Source organism: Planotetraspora kaengkrachanensis, from assembly GCF_016862895.1.
Taxonomy (GTDB): domain Bacteria; phylum Actinomycetota; class Actinomycetes; order Streptosporangiales; family Streptosporangiaceae; genus Planotetraspora; species Planotetraspora kaengkrachanensis.
Map to the genome: position 1 here is coordinate 1 of NZ_BONV01000039.1, position 20,605 is coordinate 20,605.

The 20,605-nt window shown below is 67.7% G+C and carries 20 protein-coding genes; 15 read left to right on the forward strand and 5 right to left on the reverse strand.

The features are described 5' to 3' along the window. The coding region (locus Pka01_RS31865; RefSeq protein ID WP_203886661.1) for a GntR family transcriptional regulator at positions 1-704 on the reverse strand (704 nt) is incomplete at its 3' end. A 426-nt stretch (positions 705-1,130) separates the two neighbouring features. Between Pka01_RS31865 and Pka01_RS31870 the strand changes: the two genes are divergently transcribed. The 9 genes from Pka01_RS31870 (at position 1,131) to Pka01_RS31910 (ending at position 9,940) form a co-directional block, all read left to right on the forward strand. Further along, positions 1,131-2,492 carry an extracellular solute-binding protein gene (locus Pka01_RS31870; RefSeq protein ID WP_203886662.1) on the forward strand — a complete coding sequence of 454 codons (1,362 nt, stop codon included), beginning with the start codon at positions 1,131-1,133 and terminating at the stop codon, positions 2,490-2,492. Continuing rightward, a complete protein-coding gene (locus Pka01_RS31875; protein ID WP_203886663.1) occupies positions 2,489-3,439 on the forward strand; it encodes a carbohydrate ABC transporter permease in 951 nt (316 codons plus the stop codon). The genes Pka01_RS31870 and Pka01_RS31875 overlap by 4 nt, the downstream gene beginning before the upstream one ends. After that, positions 3,439-4,347 (forward strand): carbohydrate ABC transporter permease, encoded by a 909-nt coding sequence (locus tag Pka01_RS31880; RefSeq protein ID WP_203886664.1) that lies wholly within the window; start codon positions 3,439-3,441, stop codon positions 4,345-4,347. The genes Pka01_RS31875 and Pka01_RS31880 overlap by 1 nt, the downstream gene beginning before the upstream one ends. 65 nt (positions 4,348-4,412) lie before the next feature. After that, positions 4,413-5,414: an ABC transporter ATP-binding protein gene (locus tag Pka01_RS31885; RefSeq protein ID WP_203886665.1), complete on the forward strand. Its 1,002-nt coding sequence runs from the start codon at positions 4,413-4,415 to the stop codon at positions 5,412-5,414. Continuing rightward, the gene (locus tag Pka01_RS31890; protein WP_203886666.1) at positions 5,414-6,490 is read left to right on the forward strand and encodes an ABC transporter ATP-binding protein; all 1,077 of its coding nucleotides are present in this window, start codon (positions 5,414-5,416) and stop codon (positions 6,488-6,490) included. The genes Pka01_RS31885 and Pka01_RS31890 overlap by 1 nt, the downstream gene beginning before the upstream one ends. A gap of 35 nt (positions 6,491-6,525) precedes the next feature. Beyond that, on the forward strand, positions 6,526-6,690 hold the full coding sequence (locus Pka01_RS31895) for a hypothetical protein (RefSeq protein WP_203886667.1): 165 nt from the start codon (positions 6,526-6,528) through the stop codon (positions 6,688-6,690). 76 nt (positions 6,691-6,766) lie between these two features. Continuing rightward, entirely contained in the window at positions 6,767-8,227 is a 1,461-nt protein-coding gene (locus Pka01_RS31900) for an NAD-dependent succinate-semialdehyde dehydrogenase (RefSeq protein ID WP_203886668.1), read from the forward strand. Then, positions 8,224-8,703, forward strand: coding sequence for an Ldh family oxidoreductase (locus Pka01_RS31905; RefSeq protein WP_203886669.1), 480 nt, complete (start codon positions 8,224-8,226; stop codon positions 8,701-8,703). Before Pka01_RS31900 ends, Pka01_RS31905 begins: the two co-directional genes overlap by 4 nt. Before the next feature lies 1 nt (position 8,704). Continuing rightward, the gene (locus tag Pka01_RS31910; protein WP_203886670.1) at positions 8,705-9,940 is read left to right on the forward strand and encodes an iron-containing alcohol dehydrogenase; all 1,236 of its coding nucleotides are present in this window, start codon (positions 8,705-8,707) and stop codon (positions 9,938-9,940) included. Between the two features lie 555 nt (positions 9,941-10,495). On the opposite strand, the gene Pka01_RS31915 is transcribed toward Pka01_RS31910, so the two are convergent. Together Pka01_RS31915 and Pka01_RS31920 are read right to left on the reverse strand one after the other, a co-directional pair. Beyond that, the gene (locus Pka01_RS31915) at positions 10,496-11,164 is read right to left on the reverse strand and encodes a response regulator (RefSeq protein WP_203886671.1); all 669 of its coding nucleotides are present in this window, start codon (positions 11,162-11,164) and stop codon (positions 10,496-10,498) included. A 49-nt stretch (positions 11,165-11,213) separates the two neighbouring features. Further along, complete coding sequence (locus Pka01_RS31920; protein WP_203886672.1) at positions 11,214-12,431, reverse strand: sensor histidine kinase; 1,218 nt, start codon at positions 12,429-12,431, stop codon at positions 11,214-11,216. Positions 12,432-12,756: 325 nt separating this feature from the next. Here Pka01_RS31920 and Pka01_RS31925 point away from each other — a divergent pair, with 325 nt between their 5' ends. Beyond that, positions 12,757-14,304: an ArnT family glycosyltransferase gene (locus Pka01_RS31925; RefSeq protein WP_203886673.1), complete on the forward strand. Its 1,548-nt coding sequence runs from the start codon at positions 12,757-12,759 to the stop codon at positions 14,302-14,304. A 468-nt stretch (positions 14,305-14,772) separates the two neighbouring features. Here the strand turns inward: Pka01_RS31925 and Pka01_RS31930 are convergent, their stop codons facing one another. Next, the gene (locus Pka01_RS31930) at positions 14,773-15,636 is read right to left on the reverse strand and encodes an NmrA family NAD(P)-binding protein (RefSeq protein ID WP_203886674.1); all 864 of its coding nucleotides are present in this window, start codon (positions 15,634-15,636) and stop codon (positions 14,773-14,775) included. An 88-nt stretch (positions 15,637-15,724) separates the two neighbouring features. Between Pka01_RS31930 and Pka01_RS31935 the strand changes: the two genes are divergently transcribed. Beyond that, positions 15,725-16,450 (forward strand): TetR/AcrR family transcriptional regulator, encoded by a 726-nt coding sequence (locus Pka01_RS31935; protein WP_203886675.1) that lies wholly within the window; start codon positions 15,725-15,727, stop codon positions 16,448-16,450. A gap of 262 nt (positions 16,451-16,712) precedes the next feature. Continuing rightward, complete coding sequence (locus tag Pka01_RS31940) at positions 16,713-16,922, forward strand: hypothetical protein (RefSeq protein WP_203886676.1); 210 nt, start codon at positions 16,713-16,715, stop codon at positions 16,920-16,922. 292 nt (positions 16,923-17,214) lie between these two features. Here the strand turns inward: Pka01_RS31940 and Pka01_RS31945 are convergent, their stop codons facing one another. Continuing rightward, positions 17,215-17,706, reverse strand: a complete 492-nt coding sequence (locus tag Pka01_RS31945; RefSeq protein ID WP_203886677.1) for a carboxymuconolactone decarboxylase family protein — start codon at positions 17,704-17,706, stop codon at positions 17,215-17,217. Positions 17,707-17,829: 123 nt separating this feature from the next. On the opposite strand from Pka01_RS31945, the gene Pka01_RS31950 reads away from it, so the two are divergent. The 3 genes from Pka01_RS31950 to Pka01_RS31960 all read left to right on the forward strand — a co-directional run. Beyond that, positions 17,830-19,149, forward strand: coding sequence for a Rieske 2Fe-2S domain-containing protein (locus Pka01_RS31950; protein ID WP_203886678.1), 1,320 nt, complete (start codon positions 17,830-17,832; stop codon positions 19,147-19,149). 44 nt (positions 19,150-19,193) lie between these two features. Further along, the gene (locus Pka01_RS31955) at positions 19,194-19,427 is read left to right on the forward strand and encodes a hypothetical protein (RefSeq protein ID WP_203886679.1); all 234 of its coding nucleotides are present in this window, start codon (positions 19,194-19,196) and stop codon (positions 19,425-19,427) included. 114 nt (positions 19,428-19,541) lie between these two features. Continuing rightward, positions 19,542-20,605: 4Fe-4S binding protein (locus tag Pka01_RS31960; protein WP_203886680.1), on the forward strand; the 1,064-nt coding region annotated here is incomplete at its 3' end.

Genomic DNA, 20,605 nt, shown 5'->3' on the forward strand with positions numbered 1-20,605 from the left:
TGTACCGTCATTCCGTCCGCGTCCTTGGCCTCGTCGAACAATCGTCGGAACCGCTCGCCGGACCGCAGGATGTGCCGACGCATGGCATAGGCGGCGGCGTCGGGGTCACGCGCGGCGATCGCGGCCAGAACGTCTTCGTGCTCGGCCATGGCCAAGTGAGTGACCTGGGTGTCGTGGGCAAGCCGGAACAGGTGCACGTGTGTGTGCAGGCGAGCGAGCGCTTCGCGGATGAGCTGGTTCTCCGCGCTCAGAGCGACGAGATCGTGAAAAGCGGCGTCGCGGAGCCCGAAGGCGCCGTAGGCCATGAGGCCGGTGCCCCCCTCCAGTTCCGCCATCTCCTCCAGCATTCGTTGCAGACCGGCCACCTGCTCCGAGCTTGCGCGTTCGGCGGATCTGCGCGCCGCCGCCGGCTCGAGGAGCAGGCGGAGCTCAAGCATGTCCTCGAATCGGCGACGGGTGATTTGGGGGGGAATGCGGTAGCCGGCATGGGGCACACGCACGACCAGGCCCTCGGCCTCCATCCGGTTCAGAGCGTCTCGGATCGGCGTCTGCGAGACCCCCAGCTCTCGCGCCAGGACGTCGATCGTGACGCGGGAGCCAGGCTCGATCCGTAGCGACATCAACTGTCCGAGCAGAGTGTCGTACACCTCGTCGGCAAGCCGGCCGCGAGATCGGCGCCGCGCGATCATCGCTTCGTCGTCCATCGTGACGTGAGGTCCTTTCTTGCGTCTTCGGGAACCTGTTGACATCGGTCGCACTACTGCGGGATGTTGACGCCCACAATCGGATCGTATAGGAAAGGTGACGGATGCCACCCATCCTTCACCCATCGCGGAACCGCCCGCATCGCTCCGCTTCGATCAGTTGGAGCTCCCATGAGCATGCTCGACGTCCTGCTCGGTTCGCCACCGGGGGCACATGGACCGAAGGACTTCTCGACTGCTTGAAACCCCATTACGTCACGGCGTACTCGTGACGCCGGTCTGCGGGTCAGCCCCTGCGACAGCCGGCAACACGCCTGAACAACCCCCCAGCAACTGCTCGGCGAAGCACGCAGCAAGGCTCCAGAGGTCCCCACCCAGAAAGCAGGCAAGAAGATGCGGTATCCAAGGCGAATAGGACGCCTGGCGATGGCGGCCATGTTGGTGGCCACGACCATGGCGGCTTGCGGCCAGGACGACGGCGCGACGAGCGCCCCCAAGGCACCGGCGACCATCCCGGAGCTCACCAAGGACCCGCTGACCCTCAGCTTCATCTGGTTCGACTGGCCCCCCGCCCACGCGCTGGAAGCCTTCGCGAACGCGGAGTACACCAAGGTGCGGTCGAACGTGACCATCAAGGTCAACACCGTGCCGAACGCGAACTGGCACGACGCGATGTTCACCCAGTTCGCCGCGCACAAGACCGACTTCGACATCCCGATCCTGGACTCGCAGCACATCGGCGAGGCCGTGACGAACGGCAACATCCTCGACATCACCGACTTCGTCAAAAAGAACATCGACGTCAAGGCCTACAACCCGTACCTCCTGGCGGCCTACGGCCAGTATCCCCAGGCGGAGACCGGGAAGCGCGACGAAAACGCCAGCCTGTACGGACTGCCGCTGCTCGGCGACACCTGGACGATGATCTACCGCAAGGACCTGATCGGCGACAAGCCACCGCAGACGTGGGACGAGATGATCTCAGTCGCCGAGAAGTGCCAGGCGGACAACCCTGGCGTCAGCGGGCTGGCTTTCCACCAGGCCAACGGTTCGGACGCCGCGGCCGTAACCTACAACACGGTCAACGGCGTCTACGGCGGCAACCTCTGGGACTCCAAGACGCGCAAGATCAACGGCGTCCTCAACGACGCTGCGGGCCAGGAGGCGATGGACGTCCTGGTCAACAAGATGAAGCCGCTGACCGCCGCGGGTTCCGGCAACTGGTTCATCGACGAGGTGAACGCGGCGGTCGCCCAGGGCAAGGCATGCATCGCGTTCAACTGGATCGCCGCGAGCGGCGGCCTGCTTGACCCGAAGCAGTCGACGCTCGGCACCACGCGGGAGGAGATTCTCGACAAGCTGGGTTTTGCCACCCTGCCGAGCCAGAAGACGAACCTGGTGCCTCTCGGCGGCATGGGGATGCACGTGTCGGCCTACTCCCCTGCGGCGAACCAGGCGGAGGCCCTGAACTTCATGAAGTGGTTCGAGCAGCCTGACATCCAGAAGAAGTGGGCCGCGGCTGGTGGCGTGCCATCGCGTACGGACGCCCTGGAGTCGCCCGAGTTCCTCAATGCCGGGCCGTTCAACAAGGTGTACGCCGACTCGGTTTCGCGGATGCGGGACATGTGGAACGTGCCCGAGTACGCGCGCCTCGTCGACATCGAGAACACCAACGTGAACGCGGCGCTCAACGGCGCGAAGACGCCGAAGGATGCGCTCAACGACATCGCCAAGGAGCAGCAGGGCGTACTCGACTCCGGCAGCCGCAAGGGCGGCGGCGGACTGTGAGTGACTCCGTCCCTCTGACGACCGACCACCCCGGGCAGGTGGCGTCCGCGACGCCGCCTGCACCGGGTCGGTCCCGCCGGCTGAGCGACCGCGGGCTCGCCGTGGCCTTCATCTCCCCCGCGCTGCTGCTGTTGCTCGCAATGTCGGTGTTCCCGTTGCTGTGGGCGTTGTACCTGTCTTTCACCGACTACTCGGCCACCCGCGGGGGGCCGGCCCATTTCGTCTGGTTCGAGAACTACACCGCCATCCTGACTTCGGCGCAGGTCCACCTGAGGGCCTTGACGACGTTGATCTACGTGGTCGGCGCGGTCGCCCTGCAGACCGTGCTCGGTTTCTCCATCGCCTACCTGATCTCACGGCGCACGCACGGGCGAGGACTGCTGACCACTCTGTTCCTGGTTCCGATGATGCTGTCGCAGGTCGTGGTCGGGCTGTTCTGGAAATTCATGCTCGACGCGCAATTCGGCGTGATCAACAGCATGCTCGGCTCGCTCGGCCTGGGGCAGGTGGAGTGGCTCACCCGGCAGCGAACGGCACTGATTTCCCTGATCGTGGTCGACACCTGGCAATGGACGCCGTTCATCATGCTCATCGCACTTGCGGGCCTTACCGCGGTCCCCAAGTACTTGTACGAGGCCGCCTCGATCGACCGGGCGTCCGAGTGGTTCCGGTTCCGCACCATCACTCTTCCGCTGGTGTGGCCGCTGCTCCTCATTGCCGTGTTGTTCAGGGCCATCGAGGCCTTCCGGCTGTTCGACCTCGTCTACATCCTCACCAGCGGAGGTCCGGGGGTCTCCACCGAGACGTTGTCGTTCCACGTCTACAAGGTGGCGTTCCTGGGCTTCAACACCGGAACCGCCTCGGCGTACGGGATCCTCATGGTCCTCGTCGTCATCGTCCTCACGCAGCTCTACCTGCGCTACTTGAACAAGCTCAAGGAGGACTGATGGCCGTCTCCGTCGACGAGGCCGTGTCCACAGGTCCTGTCCGGGACCACACGTCCCCCGCGCGCCGCTTCGGCGGCAGGGGTCGCTCCGTGCTGGAGATCGCGCTGCTGACCGTGCTGGCCGTCGTGATGCTCTTTCCGGTGCTGTGGATGATCGAGACGTCCATCAAGGAGAACCGGGACGTCTACGCCATCCCGGCCAAGTTCTTCGACTTCACGGTCACTCTGGACCATTTCAAGGACGTGTTCGTCGCCTCCGGCGGTCGCTCGTCCTTGTCCGGCTCGTTCCTCAACTCCTTCGTGGTCGCCGGGGTCTCCACGGTGCTGGCCACCGTGCTGGGAGTCCCGGCGGCCTGGGCCTACTCACGCTTCGCCGTGAAGGCCAAGAAGGACCAGCTGTTCTTCATCCTGTCCACCCGCTTCATGCCGCCCGTGGTGGTCGTGATCCCGATCTTCCTCATGTACCGCCAATTCGGACTCATCGACACCAAGCTCGGCCTGATCCTCATCTACACCGCGTTCAACGTCCCCTTCACGATCTGGATGATGAAGGGGTTCGTCGACGAGGTGCCCGCAGAGTACGAGGATGCCGCCATGCTCGACGGCTACACCCGTCTGCAGGCGTTCTGGCGATTTACCCTTCCCCTGCTCCTGCCCGGTATCGCCGCGACGGCGGTCTTCGCCCTCATCTTCTCGTGGAACGAGTTCGTGTTCGCCATCTTCCTTACCTCCAGCGACGACGTGCGGACGGCTCCACCCGCCATCGCCGGCCTCATCGGTGGAACCACTGTGGACTGGGGTCTCGTGGCCGCCGCCTCCGTAGTGTTCGCCCTACCGGTGCTCGTCTTCGCCTACCTGGTGCGCAAGCACCTTGTCGCCGGTGTGACGCTCGGGGCGGTGCGACGCTGATGGCGGGCATCGAGGTGACCGCCCTGCACAAGCGCTACCCGGACGGGACGGTCGCAGTTGAGCACGTGGACCTGTCCATCGGCGACGGCGAGCTGTTCGTGATGCTCGGCCCTTCGGGTTGCGGCAAGACGACCACGCTGCGGGCCATAGCGGGCCTGGAGAGGCAGACGACGGGCGACATCCACATCGGCGACACGCTGGTCAACGACCTGCCGCCCGCCGAGCGCGACATCGCCATGGTGTTCCAGTTCTATGCTCTCTACCCGCATCTGAGAACCCGCGACAACCTGGCGTTCCCGCTGCGGGCCGAGGGACTGCCCAAGGCGGAGGTGCAGGAGCGGGTCGACGAGGCCGCCCGGCTGATGCGGCTCGGTCCGCTTCTGGACCGGCGACCGCGCCGGCTGTCCGGCGGGGAGCAGCAGCGCGTCGCGCTTGCGCGCGCCCTGGTGCGACGACCGCGCGCATTCCTCATGGACGAACCTCTCACCAATCTGGACGCGGAGCTGAGGGCGGACATGCGCGCGGAGATCAAGCACCTGCAGGGGGAACTGGGGACGACGATGGTCTACGTCACCCACGACCAAGTCGAGGCGATGTCGCTCGGTCACAGGATCGCCATCCTCAACAAGGGCCGCGTCGAGCAGATCGGCACGCCGCTGGAAGTGTACGACCGTCCGGCGAGTCTTTTCTGCGCCGCATTCATCGGCTCCCCGCCGATGAACCTGATTGAGGTGGAGGTGGCCGACGGGAAGCTGCGCAGTCAGGGCGGACTGGTCCTCACGCCACCGCCAGGCCTGCCGCGCGACAGTTGCCTGGTCGCAGGCGTCCGGCCGGAGGCGCTGGAAGTCACAGAACCAGGGGCGGAACGTTCGGTCCCGGCCCGCGTGGTCTCGGCGGAGTGGCTGGGCGACGAAATCATCTACGTGGTTGACCACGGCGGCCAGCGCGACGTACGGGTTCGGATGCCACCGACTGTCCGTTTCGCCGCTGACGCACCGGTCGGGCTGCGGCACACCGGCGGGACCCCGGCGGTCTACGACGTGAGCACGGAAGAGCTGGTGGCCTGATGGGAACCGTGGCAGCGCACGGGCTGTGCAAGTCCTTCGGTAAGGTCCAGGCCCTGGACGGGGTGACGCTGGACGTGCCGGACGGCTCGTTCTTCGTCGTGCTCGGACCCTCCGGGGCAGGCAAGACGACGACCCTGCGAGCGATCGCCGGCCTTGAGAAGCTTGACGCCGGGTCGGTGCATCTGGACGGGCGGGACGCGACCGGTGACGCCCCGGCCGCACGCGACCTGGCCATGGTCTTCCAGAACTACGCCCTCTACCCGCGACACACGGCGTACGAGAACATCGCTTCGCCGCTGCGGGCACGCCGCCGTTCTTCGAGCGAGATCGCCGCTGCCGTCGAGCAGATGTCGAGCCTGCTGCACATCGAACGTCTGCTGCAGCGTCGTCCGGCGCAGTTGTCGGGCGGTGAGATGCAGCGTGTCGCCCTGGCCCGGGCGCTGGTCCGTCGCCCGCGCGCGTTTCTCATGGACGAGCCGCTGACGAACCTCGACCTCAAGCTCCGCGTCGAGATGCGCACCGAGCTCACCCGTATCCACCGGAGCCTCGGAGCAACCTTCGTCTACGTGACCAACGACCAGGTCGAGGCCCTGTCCATGGCCGACCAGGTCGCGGTCCTCAAGGAGGGGAAGGTGCAACAGGTCGGAACGCCGGCCGAGGTGTACGAGCGTCCAGCCAACCAGTGGGTCGCAGGCTTCGTCGGGAGCCCGCCGATCAGCCTGCTCGCCTGCCACGCCGAGGGAGATCGTCTGGTCGGGGCGGAAGGCTGGACGCTGCCGCGGCCCCGCTGGACCACGGCTGAGGACGGTCGTCCGCTGCTGCTGGGCCTGCGCGCAGAGGACCTGTCCGTCGAGCAGCGTGGGGACGCGTCGTTGTCGGGTGAGCTCTACGGCCTTGAGCCGCTCGGTGACCGAACGGTGGTCGACGTCCGAGTGGGGACGGAGATCCTCAAGGTCAAGGCACGACCCACCGTCACCGGTACGCCGGGCGAGCGGCTGCTTGTCACGGTCGACCTGGACCGTGCGCACCTGTTCGATGCGGGCACCGGGCTGGCGCTGTCCGAGGCCGGGAGGTAACCGCGCAGGGCGGCGACGTCGACATGCGCCCGCACGTGGCAATCGAGCCTCGGCGGACCGTCACCGGTGAGCACGGCCTGACGACGCTGAAGCAGCCATGGCCCGAGAAGGCGATCGGTGGCGCGGGGCGTCGCCCTGCGGCCAGGGCCAAGGCCACGTACGACCCGCTCGGCGACCTCGACCCCGACGAGGTCGTGTGACCCGTTCGTCAACGCGCGTGGCGCGATCGCTGAGGTCACGCTGGCCATCACCAAGAACATCACAGGAGGCGACGCAATGAGTGACCCGATGAACGTCCTGGCCCCCGAGCACCGGCGGCTCCGGATTGGCGACGCCTGGCGCGACGCCGCCAGCGGAGCCACCTTTGTCGTCGAGGACCCGGCCACCGGCAAGACCATCGCCGAGGTGGCGGACGCCGACGTCGTTGACGGGCTCGCCGCTCTGGACGTGGCGAGCAAGGCAATGGCGGATTGGGCGGCGACCCCGCCGCGAAAACGGTCAGAGTTGTTGACCGCGACGTACCGGGCACTGACCGAGCGATCCGAGGAGGTCGCCCGGCTTATAACGCTCGAGATGGGCAAGCCGCTCGCCGAGGCTCGGGGAGAGGTGGCCTACGGCGCCGAGTTCTTCCGTTGGTTCGCCGAGGAGGCGGTGCGCGTCGAGGGGCGCTACAACACCGCTCCCGCTGGTGGATATCGCATCCTCACCGTGCCGAAGCCGGTCGGACCGTGCGTCTTCGTGACGCCCTGGAACTTTCCGTTGGCCATGGGTGCCCGCAAGATCGCTCCTGCGCTGGCGGCGGGCTGCACGACGATCACCAAGCCGGCAGCCCAAACGCCACTCACCATGCTGTTCCTGGCCCGCATCATGGAGGAGGTCGGCGTTCCCCCGGGCGTCGTCAACGTCGTGACAACCGAGCGTGCCGGCGAGGTGGTCTCAGCACTGCTAGCCGACCGTCGGACCCGCAAGCTTTCGTTCACCGGGTCGACCGAGGTCGGGCGCGTGCTGCTACGACAGGCGGCGGACAACGTGCTGCGCACCTCGATGGAACTGGGCGGCAACGCGGCCTTGATCGTGTGTGCCGACGCGGACCTGGACGTCGCGCTCGACGGTGCCATGGTGGCCAAGATGCGCAACATCGGGGAGTCCTGCATCGCGGCCAACCGAATCTACGTCGAGGAGCCGGTGCGGGAGGAGTTCACGGCGCGCTTCGCCAAGCGGATGGGCGCGCTCTCGGTGGGCCATGGTCTCGACGACGGTGTGGACGTCGGGGCGCTGATCGACGAGGCCTCGGTCACCAAGATCGACGAGCTCGTCGCCGACGCGGTCAATCGCGGCGCCCGTGTCTTGGTGGGCGGCGAGCGTCCGGATGGGCCGGGCCACTTCTACCCGCCTACGGTCCTCGTCGACGTGCCCGAAGACGCGCGGATGCTGGAGGCGGAAATCTTCGGCCCGGTGGCGCCGATCATCTCGTTCACGTCCGACGACGAGGTAATGGCGAAGGCCAACGACACCGAGCACGGCCTGGTCGGATACGTCTTCACCCGTGACCTCCAGCGGGCGCTCCGGTTCACCGAGGGGCTAGAGACGGGGATGGTCGGCATCAACCGTGGTCTGATCTCGGACCCGTCAGCTCCGTTCGGAGGCGTGAAGCAGTCCGGGATCGGCAAGGAGGGGTCGCACGAGGGCATCCTTGAGTACCTCGACGTCACCTACGCGGCGATCGACCTACCGTGACCGGCCTGCTGCTCCGGGTGCCCGCCGAGGATCACCGCGCCCTGTGCACACATGACCTGACCGGCCTCCACCCGTGGGGCGGGACCCGGGCCATGGTCGGCACGAATCCGCCGGCACCCGTCGACTCCGCCGGTGTGCGCGCCACAGACGCGGCCGCGGCGGTGGATGGGGCGATCAGCCCTTTCGGCGGTCCCAAAGGCTACGCCCTCGGGCTCATGATCGAGGTGCTGGTCGCGACCTTGACTCGTACCGCCCTTGGCGACGATGTCCGCGGGACCCTCGATCCGACTGACCCGCCCACCAAGGGCGACGTCTTCATCGCGATGGACCCGAGGGCGCCCGGGCGCGACCGAGTCTGGGACCCCGGCGCGCGCCTGCGCCACCCGGCAGCCAACCTTGCCGACGCCGTCCCGGTCTCCCAGGTGACCTGGACGTCCGCCCAGCAAATTACCGCCGACGTTCCAGAGAGGCACTGACATGCTTGAGACCGTCCGCGGACCACGCCAGCTGATGGTGGGCGAAGGGGTCGCGCAGAACATCCCACGAGTGGTGGCCGAGTGTGGCTCGCGAGTCCTCATCGTGACCGACCGGGTTCTTCTGGGGCAGCCTGGCGTGGCCGAGATCGTGGCCGCCGTGCGGGAGAAGGTCGGAGTCGTCGGGGTGTTCGCCGACGCGACTCCGGACGTGCCACTCGCCGATGTCGCCCTGGCCGTCGCGGTCGCCGCAGAGGTGGACGCCGACGTGATCCTCGCCATCGGGGGTGGCACGGTGATCGACCTCGCCAAAATCGTCGGCGTCATCCGGCGCCATGGTGGGACGCCGCGCGACTTCTACGGCGAGTCGAAGGTGCCGGGGCCGACGATTCCTCTCGTCGCGGTCCCGACGACGTCAGGCACCGGCTCCGAGCTCACGCCCGTCTCGGTGTTGACCGACCCGGACCGCGAGCTGAAGGTGGGGGTCTCCAGCGTCCACATCGTGCCCGACTTCGCCATCGTCGACCCCGAGCTCACCTACACCTGCCCTGCGACCGTCACTGCCCACTCCGGCATCGACGCGTTTTGTCACGCGGTGGAGAGCTACACCGCGCAACCCCGGGCCCACGGACCGCGCGACCCGGTGGAGCAGGTCTTCCTCGGCCGCAACCCGATCACCGATCACTACGCGCTCCTGGCCGCGGAGCGGATCGCCCGCAGCTTGCCCCGTGTCGTCAGGGACGGAGGCGACAAGGACGCGCGCGCGGACATGTCCTATGGGTCCATGCTGGCCGGGATCGCATTTTCCCACGCAGGCAACGCGGCTCCGCACGCCCTCCAGTACCCCATCGGCGCAGCCACCCACACACCGCACGGCCTGGGCGTCGGGCTGCTGCTGCCCTACGCGCTGGACGCGGCCAGGGATGCCATCGGCGACCGGTTGACCATCCTCGCCGGGGTGTGCGGGCTCGACGTGACCGACGCCTCGGATGCCGAGGCCGCAGATACGTTCCTCACCTGGCTCGACGGGCTCCTTGCCGACATCGGCATCCCCACCACCTTGGCGGACATCGGCGTGGCACGCGCCGACCTCCCGCGCTTCGCGGAGATGGCAAGTGGCGTCACCCGCTTGATCCAGAACCATCCAGGCCCGACCGACACCGCCAGCCTGACCGCGATCCTCGAAGCGGCCTGGATCGGGGACCGGACCCGACACGTCCTGACTCCGGAGCAGAGATAGTGACGGGCCTTTCACATGACGACGAGTTCCCTGCCCCAAGGTCTTTGGGTGGGAGATGCCGCTGATCCGTCTGGTCGGGTCGACTGGGTCGCTCGTGGATCCGTTGTAGCGGCATTGGGGGAGTTTCCGGCTGACCTGCTGCATGAGGGTGGAGGCGGCGGCCTCGCTCGGCAGCACCCAACCCTGTTGGGTGAGGTGGCCCTTGTAGGGGACGGCGATCGCTTCCTTGGCCGTGGCGTATCGCTTGTCGGCGGACACTCCGGGAGTGTTCAGCGGATTGAGCGGAAGACAGATGTTGAGCCGGGTAATGGTGGCCTGCGGGACGGTACTGGTCTCACCGCCGGATAGGCCGGCGTCCGTTGGATCGAGGAAAAGCGCATTGACGTCCTCGCAAGTCCCAGACTGCGCTGAATATGCTACTGGGCTCGGATCGTAGGGTGAATGCGTCACGTTGATGTGAGCGGCCCCGTCGACCTGATCGGCGTCGCGGATGGTCTGCAGGCGTGCATGATCATCAGTTGGGAAGCAGTACGTGCGTGTCTGGGTTGGAAAGCCTCACCCGGAGCCCGGAGTGATCAGGCCGATCTCGTAGGCCAGGATCACCGCGTGTACGCGGTCGCGCAGGAACAGTTTCGACAGGACGTTGCTCACGTGGGTCTTCACTGTTTCCTCCCCGATCACAAGTCGGGCGGCGATTTCCGCGTTGGAACAGCCTCTCGCCAGCAGTTCGAGCACCTCGCGTTCCCTCCCTGTGAGGGTCTCGACGGCGGCCGGCGCCTTCTCCGGCCGGCGCGGGCGGGCGGCGAACTCCCCGATCAGCCGCTTGGTGATCGAGGGGGCGAGCAGCGCCTCTCCAGAGGCGACGACCCGTACGGCGCTGACCAGATCGTCCCGGCGCACGTCCTTGAGCAGGAAGCCGCTGGCGCCCGCTCGCAGCGCGTCGTAGACGTAGTCGTCGAGGTCGAAGGTGGTCAACATCAGCACTTTGACGGGATCGGCCACGTCGGGGCCGGCGAGCCTACGGGTCGCCTCCAACCCGTCCATTCCAGGCATGCGGATGTCCATCAGCACCACGTCGGGGCGCAGTCTGCGGGCGGCCTCGACCGCCTCCACCCCGTCGGCGGCCTCCCCGACCACCACCATGTCCGGCTGGGCCCCAAGGATCATGCGAAAGCCGTCCCTGACGATCCCGTGGTCGTCGGCGACCATGATCTTGATGCTCACTGTGCGCCTTTCCTCAGGTGCTCATCCGCCATGGTAAAGATGGCGATCATCATCCAGTGCCTCCCAGTGGCAGCCGGGCCCTGACGGTGAAGCCACCATCGGGATCCGGCCCCGCGGTCAGCTCGCCGCCGAACAGGTGCGCCCTCTCCCGCATGCCGATCAGGCCGTGGCCGTTCCCCCCGTGCGGTCCGCCGCCGTCTCCGCCGCTGGGCCTCGCCCCCGCGGCGGGACCATCGTCGCGCACCTCGATGCGCAGGTCCTGACCGCCGTAGCGGACATGGACGCGAACCGGCACCGTGCCTGCGTGCTTGACCGCGTTGGTGAGCGCCTCCTGCACGATTCGGTAGGCCGACAGCTCGACTCCGGCGGACAACGGGACGGGCTCGCCCTCGACGTCGAGCGTCGCGGCCAGACCGGCCTGCCGTACCCGCTCGACGAGACCGGGCAGCTGAGCCACCCCCGGCTGAGGCACAAGGCTCTGCTCGTGCCCGTCCGTCTCCTTGCGCAGCACGCTGAGCAGCCTGCGCATTTCGACCAAGGCCTGCCTGCCCGTGCCGGCGATGGTGTCGAAGGCCCGCACCACCCCCGGCACGTCGTGCTCCGCCGCCACCGGCCCCGCCTCGGCCTGGATCACCATCATGCTGACGTGGTGGGCCACCACGTCGTGCAACTCCCGGGCGATGCGGGCTCGCTCGGCGCTCACCGCGCGCCTGGCCTCGAAGTCACGCTCCCGCGCCAGCCAGGCCGCTCTCGCCTCCAAGCCGGCGGTGTGCAGGCGGCGGACACGCGCACTGTCGCCGAGCACCCACCCGCCGCCAAGCAGCAAGGCGGCGAAAGAGAAGTCGAGCAAGTCGCTGTCGGTCGCGGGAAGCACGGCGATGACCACGACGCTGATCGCGGTGAACACTCCCACGATCATTGAGGTCCGCCTCCCGCACCACGCGGCCATGCTGTAAATGGCGACCACGCCGCTCAGCGGCACGGGCGTCACCAGGTCCGGTAACGCCGTGGCCCCGTAGGCGGCGGCCGCCGCGCCGATCGCCAGGTTGACGCCGAGGGGGTGAGCCCGCCGCCAGGCCAGCGGCAGGTTGATCAGTAAGACGAATGCCACCGCAAGCGGTCCCGGAGCAGGCAGGTGCTCACTGCGCGACTGGAAGACGAGCGCGATGAGCGAGGCCACAGCCAGCAGCACGCCGAGCAACGCGTCGGCGATCAGCGGGCGGCCCCTGATCCACGCCACGAGACGGGGGAGCGGACTCGTCTGCATGGGCCCAAGTATCCGGCCCGTGCCCCTGAGAAGGCCTCCCCAGTAAGAGGGATCGCCGGCCGTTCGGCCTTCGGCGGTGCCTGCTCCACCGATGTCCCGGCAGACACCCGGCCGATCGGGGCAGACGCGTGGACCGCCTCCCTCTCATGAGGGAGCCCGGCCGGTGGCTCCCTCCACCGGGGGAGGCCAGAGTTGGCGGGCGCAGGGGATCCGGCAGCCGCGGCCCGCCGTCTACCTTCCTCGTGTCGGCATCCCGCCGATGACCTGTGGACTCCCGGGCCACGACGCCTTCGCGCCGGCCCGGCACCCCTCGGAGGCCGTTACGTTGATCGATTCTGACCTGAGCAGCCCGCAGCCCGGCGGCGTCTCCACGTCCGCCGCAGGCCCGGCGAAGTCCGTCTCGGTTCCGGTGGCGGCGTTCGCCGTCGTCCCGGTGGTGGTGGTCGTGACGGCGCTGGCCGGGCTGCTGACCGCGTTCTCCTGGCGGTACGGCTTCCACCGTGACGAACTGTACTTCCTGGTCGCCGGGGATCATCTCGCGTGGGGATACGTGGACCAGCCCCCGCTGACTCCGATCGTGGCCAGGGTGGCCACCGCGGTCTTCGGGGTCACCCCGGCCGGGCTGCGGGTCGCCTCAACCTTGGCCTGCGCGGTGACGGTCGTGGTGGTCGCCCTGGTGGCCAGGGAGTTGGGCGGACGGCGCCGGGCCCAGGTGATCGCCGCGTTCTGCGCGGCGACATCGGGGTTCGTCCTGGCGGTCGGCCACATGGTGTCCACGTCCACATTCGACCTGCTGGCCTGGGTGATGATCGCCTGGCTGGCGTTGCGGCTGCTGCGCACCGGGGACGGCCGTCTCTGGGTCGCGATGGGCGCGGCCGTCGGCCTCGCCGTACAGAACAAGTATCTGGTCGTTGCACTGGTGGTGGCGTTGCTGGCGGCTCAGCTGGCGCTGGGACCACGCCGGGTGCTGCGGAGCCGGTGGCTGGTCGCCGGAGTGGCCGTCGCGGCCGTGGTGGCCGGGCCCAACCTGTGGTGGCAGGCCGCGCACGGGTGGCCGCAGTTGACCGTCGCGGACGGGATCAGCACCGATGACGGGCTGGAAAACCGGCTGTTGTTCATCCCCATGCAGATCGTGTACCTGTCCCCGTTGTTCGTGCCGATCTGGATCGCGGGGCTCGTGCGTTTGTGGCGCGCCCCCGAACTGCGGTGGGCGCGTCCGATGGCGCTGGCCTATCCGGTCCTCTGCGCCCTGGTTCTGCTGGCCGGCGGCAAGTCGTACTACGCGCTTCCGCTGCTCCTGGTGCTGACGGCGGCCGGCTGTGAACCGGTGGCCAGGTGGATGCGAGACCGGAGGCGAGTGTGGACGGCCGTCGCCGCCGGCGCCGTCACAGTCGTGATGAGCAGTCTGATCTCGCTTCCGGTACTGCCGCCGAACGCGCTGTCGGCGGTGAACGCGATCAACAAGGAACAGGGCGAACAGGTCGGGTGGCCCGAGCTCACCTCTGCGGTGGCGGCCCAATGGGCCGCCATCCCCGAGCGGGAGCGCCCACGGGCCGTGATTTTCACCGCCAACTACGGTGAGGCGAGTGCGCTGGTCCGGTACGGCTCCCGGTACAAACTGCCGATGCCCTACTCCGGCCATATGAACTACGCCGCCTGGGGGCCACCTCCAGACTCCGCCGACGGGCCGGTGCTGTTGGTGGGCGGGCAGGGCGACCAGCCCAGCGGACAGTTCTTCACCGGCTGCCGGCAGGTGGGCCGCGTGGACAATGGAGAGGGCGTGGACAACGAGGAGCAGAACGCTCCGATCGCACTGTGCTCCGGCACCGCCAAGCCCTGGTCGGTGCTGTGGCCTCGATTGCGGCACTATTGAGTGTTCCCGCCGGAGACCCGCTGGGGCGCGTTCCGCGCAGTCCTCTGGGGTTCGGGTTATGCCTGCTGCGCGGGTGCCGCTACCGCGCAGCAGTCGGTCGAGTCGATGTCTACGATCCGGCTGACGCGATCCCTTCGGCGGCGCGATACCTGAAGGTGAGCGGTGCGCCGGCCGACCTTTATCGCGATCTGGCGGTACAACCATGCGGACTGGTACGTGCGCCGTGTGCTCGGGTTCGCCCGCGAATACTCCTGCGAGCCTGTGGGGGAGGAGTTCTGCTCGTTCTCTGTCGCCACCGGCGCTGTGGCAGGGCGTGTCGTCACGTGTGCGCGTATGCAGCTCGGCAAGCCGTACGTATGTGGTGCTTTACATGATCACGGCGAGCCTGGCGCCACTTCCTCTTCTGCCGAGATGAGTGCGATGTGGCCGCCCCGTGGGGCGGCCCGCCACATCGAGAAGGAGGAGAGTTCACGGCTGGGTGGTGAGTTCCTCCAACATCGAACGGACCGGCGTGGGTGTGCGGCGGAGGAGATTCTCGAGCTCCGGTCCGGTGGTGGCGAACTCCCCGCGGCGTGCTGCGTGGAACATGCCGAGCAGCATGTTCGCCTGATCCGCGGGGACACCGTGGCCGATCATGGTGGCCGTCCACTCGGCGTCGTCGGCGACGACGCGGCGGATGGTGCGTCCGGTGAGTTCGGTGACGATGCCGGCGACGGCTGCGAGGTCGAGCGCGTCCGGTGCGGTCAGCGGCGGGGTCGGACCATCGAACCTGCCCTCGTCGGCGAGGATGATCGCTGCCGCTTCGGCGAGGTCGGCGTGCGTGGTCCAGGATACGGGCCCGTCGGCCGGTGCGACGAGTTCGCCGGTTTCGAGCGCCCGGCCGAGTAGGTGCCGGACGGTGCTGGTGTAGAACCCGTTCCGCAGCGCCGTGAACGGTGTGCCCGTCTTCGACAGGTAGCGCTCGGTGGCGGCGTGGTCGGGCATCGGTGCGAAGACCGAGTCCTCGGCGGCGCCCTGGTGGCTGGTGTAGAGGATGCGCTCGGCACCTGCATCGCGAGCGGCGTCGATCGCTGCGACGTGCTGGGCAACCGCTGCCTCGCCCGTCTGGTCGGTCGAGACGATGAGCACCTGTGTTGCGCCCTCGAACGCATCGGCGAGGGATTTGGGCTCGGTGAAGTCGCCGCGTCGCACGCGCACCCCGCGTGCGGCCAGTTCGCCGGCGCGGTAGGTGTCGCGGACGCTCACGCCGACCCGGTCTGCCGGGACCCGATCGAGCAGCCGATCAACGATCTGGGAGCCGAGCTGGCCGGTACCGCCGGTAATGATGATCATGATCCGCCCTCTCCTGCTAACACTGGAACGATTTGGATGCTACCAGCGTTAGCAACAGGGATAGCAAAATTGCGTTATCGTTGGAAACATGGCAGAGGTGAGGCCGGATAGCGCCAGCAGGCAGAAGACGCGAGCGAACATCGTGGAGTGCGCGGCGCAGCTCCTGCGTGAGCAGGGCGCAAGCGCGGTCACCACCCGTGCGGTCGCGCAGGCGGTCGGCATGCAGGCGCCGACCATCTATCGGTTCTTCGAGGACAAGGACGCGCTGCTCGACGCCGTCGCCGAACATGTCTTCGCCACCTACGTCTCCGGCAAGACCCTCGTCGAGGACAGCGGCGACCCGGTTGCAGATCTGCGGGCGGGGTGGGACACGCATATTGGCTTCGGTCTCGCCAACGCAGCGCTGTTCGGTCTCCTCACCGACCCCAGCCGTGAGGTTCGTTCACCGGCGGCGGCCGCCGGCTTGGAGGTTCTGCGCGCCCGGGTGCACCGCGTCGCGGCAATCGGCCGGCTTCGGGTCCCAGAAAGACGTGCCGTCGAACTCATCCACGCCGCCGGCACCGGCGCCGTGCTCACCTTGCTCTCCACCCCGCCGGAACACCGGGACCGCGACCTTGCCGACGCGATGTACGAGGCGGTGATGCGATCGATCCTCACCGACGTGCCGCCGCTTCCCGCGGACAGCGCGACCGCAGTCGCTGTCGCATTCCGGGCCGTCGCACCGAAGCTGACAATGCTCACCGGCGCCGAGCGCGCCCTGCTATCGGAGTGGCTGGATCGAACCGGCGACGGCCCAACCACCCCCGGTGCCTGAGCTGGCCCAGACTGAGACCGCGATCAGGTGCCGTCCAAGGTTGATGCCTGACGCCGCCCGACGTCACGAACGGTCCTCGGATTCGTGGGGACGTAGCTCGCGGCCGCTGTGGTGGGCCACTGCGGGCGTTCACCGATTCTCCACCGCGGCCGGGCGCGCGTTCACCTCGCTGTCACCGTGGCAAGTTCGATGCTTTAGACATGGCTGGCTATGCCTGACAGGTCCGGCTGTGGACCGAACGTGTCCGTGTGAGGGGAGCCGCATGAACGGTCGTGTGTTGGATGCCTTGCTGATTGTCGTCTGGGTGGTGGCTTTCTTCATCGTGGCGATGGTGCATCCTGGTCTGGCGAACGCGATCATCGCTTGGGGAGGCGCGGTGGGGTTGCTTTGGTACAACTCACTGGTCCGTCATGACCCGAAGGATGATTCGCTGCGGGCACCGTGGCGGCGCAGGGAGCCGGTCGTCGGGTAGCTCGCGCTCACGCGACAAGGGCGCCACCAACTGCTTGGTGGACTTCGAGACGTACTGGTCCACCAAGCGGTTGAAGCAGATCGTCACTGAGATCAACGGCGGGTCGGTCGCTATCGCGCAGCTGAGAGCCTCGGTTACCTGTAAAACCGTCGGCTCAGCCCACACAAGTTCGAATCTTGCACCTGCCACCAGCAGGAAATACGGCCCCTGACCAGCAGAGATGCCAGTCGGGGGCTGCTATATTTCTTGATCCCTGAGTACCCGTGATTCCCCCCGTCCCCCCGTGTGAGTGTTACGTCGGCTGGTACTCGCCCGGCGTCATTCGGGTGGCGATCGCAATCCGGTTCCAGCCGTTGATCGTGATCGCGGCGCCGATGACGGCGGCGAGCTGCTCCTCCTTCAGAACACTCGCTGCCGCGTTCCACACCTCATCGGGCACCTGATCGATGGAGACCAGCGTCAGGGCCTCGGTGAGACTCAGCGCCGCCCGTTCGACGTCGGTGTAGTGCGGTGCCTCACGCCAGGCGTTCAACAGGTGGAGCCGGTCCTCCCGCTCACCGGCGTGGCGGGTGTCCTTCGAGTGCATGTCCAGGCAGAAGGCGCAGCCGTTGATCTGGGAGGCCCGCAACTGCACGAGGTCGAACAGCCTCTCGGGGAGTCCGCTGGCCTTGAAGGCGTCCCCGGCCGCCTGTCCGAGTCGCAGCTGAGCGCGATAGATGGCGGGCTGTGCCGCTTCGAAGTCGAGGCGAGGCGCGGCCGGTGCCGCGAGAGATGAATTAGCCATGCCCGGAGGTTAGGAGCGAGCCGACGGCCGCTCCTGGATTCTTCCGTTCATCGGAAGGATCTCTGTCGTTGCGGAAAACCCGCCGCAAAATCCTGAGCATCTCTTGGAAAGGAGTCGGTCGACATGCTCACGACAGAAGACAACCAACTACTCACCCGGGTGGCACCGGGTACCCCGATGGGCGAGCTGATGCGCCAGTACTGGGTGCCGGCGCTGTTGTCCAGCGAGCTCCCGGACTGCGACTCCGACCCCGTCCGGCTCATGCTCCTCGGCGAGAAGCTCGTCGCGTTCCGGGACACCAGCGGGCGGGTGGGTCTGCTTCGCCATCTCTGCCCGCACCGCGGCGCGCCTCTGTTCCTCGGACGGAACGAGGAGAACGGTTTCCGTTGCGTCTACCACGGGTGGAAGTTCGACGTGACCGGCAAGTGCGTCGACATGCCCAACGAGCCGCCGGAGAGCGACTTCAAGAAGAAGGTCAAACCCGCGGGATATCCCTGCGTGGAGAAGGGCGGCGTGGTCTGGGCCTACTTGGGCCCGCGCACGGAGCCGCCGCCGCTGCCGGCGCTGGAGGCGCTGGACACGCCGCAGGAGGAGCGCATGATCCTGCCACTCATGGTGAACTGCAACTGGCTGCAGGTCGTCGAGGGCGGCCTGGACACCGTGCACGTGAGCTTCCTCCACGCCGGCCACATCCGACCGGAGGACGCTCCGCCCGGCAGCTTCCTCGAGCACATCACCAGGGACCGGACGCTGCGCTACAAAGTGTGCGACACCGACTACGGCTACATCTGTGGCGCCTACCGGCCCGTGGACGACGATCACTACTACTGGCGGATCGCCCAGTTCCTGTTCCCGTTCTACGCGATGGTCCCGACCGGCGTTCTGGGCGCCAAGGTCGAGACGCTGATGACCGTGCCACTCGACGACCACCACACCATGCAGTACGCGATCCTGCAGAAAGGCACCGGCACCTACATCGCGCCGGGCCAGACCGTGGGCCTGCTCCTCGACCAGACCCCGCTCCTGCCGAACTCCACCGACTGGCTCGGCCGGTTCCGGTCGACCAAGAACGCCGAGAACGACTACCTGATCGACCGGGAAGCGCAGCGGCGCGGAGACTCCTTTACCGGCATCACCGGCTTCGTCCACGAGGACGTCGCGATGACCGAACAGATGGGTCCGATCCTCGATCGCTCCATCGAGCACCTAGGCACGACGGACATGGCGGTCATCCGTCTGCGACGCCGGCTGATCGGCGCCACGAAGGCGCTCGCCGAGAACGGCACCACACCGCCGGGCGTCGACGACCCCAGCGTCTACCAGCAGCGGGCAGGAGGAGTCGTCCTGCCCAAGGACGCCGACTGGATGGATGCGACCGAAGAGCTCCGTCGGGCCGGGGTAAGCCACCCGGAACTCGATCTCACGATCTCCGGCGGGGCCTGAGCCGAGGCGAAGCAGTCAGGCCGACAAGGAGGAGTGAACCCCAGATGGAACTGACCGAGTACCTGGCGATTCCGTACGTCATCGACGTGACCGCCACTCATGGCCCGGATGGAGCGTGGGTCTGCACGCTCGACTACGAGGAACTCCCCGGATGCACGGCATCGGCCCGGTCCCCGCTGGACGCCCTGGACGCACTCGATCAGCGGCGGATCGCCTGGATCACCCGGCGTTTCGAGAACGGCGAGCCCATCCCGGTCCCGCGCCGTCCGCTCACCTGAAGGCCGCATGACCTGGTGCGGGCGGGCCACTGTGTCATCGCCCGCGCCGGGCCGCGTCCCACCGGACCGGGCCTGCCCGCCACGACCGACCAGGTCACGAACAAGGAGTAACGAATGCCGTACGTGATCACGGGAGGATGCTGCGCCGACGCCTCATGCATCGACGTCTGCCCGGTCGACTGCATCCACCCGACTCCGTCCGAGCGTGGCTTCCTCGACGCGGACATGTTGTTCATCGACCCGGACAGCTGCATCGAGTGCGGTGCCTGCCGGCCGGAGTGTCCGGTCGATGCCATCAGCCCGGACCACGAGCTCAGCCCCGGACTCCTGCCGTACCTCAGCCTCGCGCGGGCACACTTCAGCGGCGACCGGACGGCCGACGCCGCGGCCGGACCTGTCGCGGCAGATCTCCCGTCAACGGTCCGGCCCGGGCTTCGGGTCGCCGTTGTGGGCGCCGGAGCCGCCGGCGGCTACGCGGCACGGGAGCTGCTCAAGATTCCTGGAGTCCAGATCGATGTCTACGAGCGCAACCTGACACCGCATGGCCTGGTCCGCTTCGGGATCGCGCCCGACCATCCGCAGACGAAGCTGGTCGAGGCCGTCTTCCCGTTCACCACCGGCAATCCGAATCTGCGCCTGCACCTCGGTGTGGAGGTCGGGAGACACATCACCCATGCGGAACTGATGAGCTTCCACCACGCGGTCATCTACGCGGCCGGCGCCGACGGGGAGAACCGGCTGCAGATCCCGGGCGGGGACCTCGCCGAGTGCGCAGGCGAGTTCGTGGCCTGGTACAACGGTGATCCGCGCGTCGCCGACCGCTCGTTCGACCTCACCCATGAGCGGGTCATCGTGATCGGCAACGGCAACGTGGCACTGGACGTGGCCCGGATCCTCACCAGCGATGTCGACCGGCTCGCCAGGACCGACATCGCCGATCAAGCCTTGGCGGCGCTGGGGCGGAGCAACGTGCGCGAGGTCGTCGTGGTCGGTCGCCGAGGCGTCGCCGATGCCGCGTACAGCTACTCGGAGATGCTCGCACTTCAGGATCGCGACGACATCGAGGTCGTCTTCGACGCGTCGGATTTGGCGCGCGACGACGAGCAGCGCACCGCGATCGATGCTCCATCCGCCCCGCTGCTGAAGGAGAAGGTCGCCCTGACCCGCCGAGTGGCGGG

Bases quoted from the DNA above. Each gene is read 5' to 3' on its own strand.
- Pka01_RS31945 (WP_203886677.1), bottom strand. From the start codon at position 17,706: ATGGCTAATTCATCTCTCGCGGCACCGGCCGCGCCTCGCCTCGACTTC.
- Pka01_RS31880 (WP_203886664.1), top strand. From the start codon at position 3,439: ATGGCCGTCTCCGTCGACGAGGCCGTGTCCACAGGTCCTGTCCGGGAC.
- Pka01_RS31900 (WP_203886668.1), top strand. From the start codon at position 6,767: ATGAGTGACCCGATGAACGTCCTGGCCCCCGAGCACCGGCGGCTCCGG.
- Pka01_RS31870 (WP_203886662.1), top strand. From the start codon at position 1,131: ATGGCGGCCATGTTGGTGGCCACGACCATGGCGGCTTGCGGCCAGGAC.
- Pka01_RS31890 (WP_203886666.1), top strand. From the start codon at position 5,414: ATGGGAACCGTGGCAGCGCACGGGCTGTGCAAGTCCTTCGGTAAGGTC.
- Pka01_RS31930 (WP_203886674.1), bottom strand. From the start codon at position 15,636: ATGATCATCATTACCGGCGGTACCGGCCAGCTCGGCTCCCAGATCGTT.
- Pka01_RS31950 (WP_203886678.1), top strand. From the start codon at position 17,830: ATGCTCACGACAGAAGACAACCAACTACTCACCCGGGTGGCACCGGGT.
- Pka01_RS31940 (WP_203886676.1), top strand. From the start codon at position 16,713: ATGAACGGTCGTGTGTTGGATGCCTTGCTGATTGTCGTCTGGGTGGTG.
- Pka01_RS31935 (WP_203886675.1), top strand. From the start codon at position 15,725: ATGGCAGAGGTGAGGCCGGATAGCGCCAGCAGGCAGAAGACGCGAGCG.
- Pka01_RS31910 (WP_203886670.1), top strand. From the start codon at position 8,705: ATGCTTGAGACCGTCCGCGGACCACGCCAGCTGATGGTGGGCGAAGGG.
- Pka01_RS31920 (WP_203886672.1), bottom strand. From the start codon at position 12,431: ATGCAGACGAGTCCGCTCCCCCGTCTCGTGGCGTGGATCAGGGGCCGC.
- Pka01_RS31955 (WP_203886679.1), top strand. From the start codon at position 19,194: ATGGAACTGACCGAGTACCTGGCGATTCCGTACGTCATCGACGTGACC.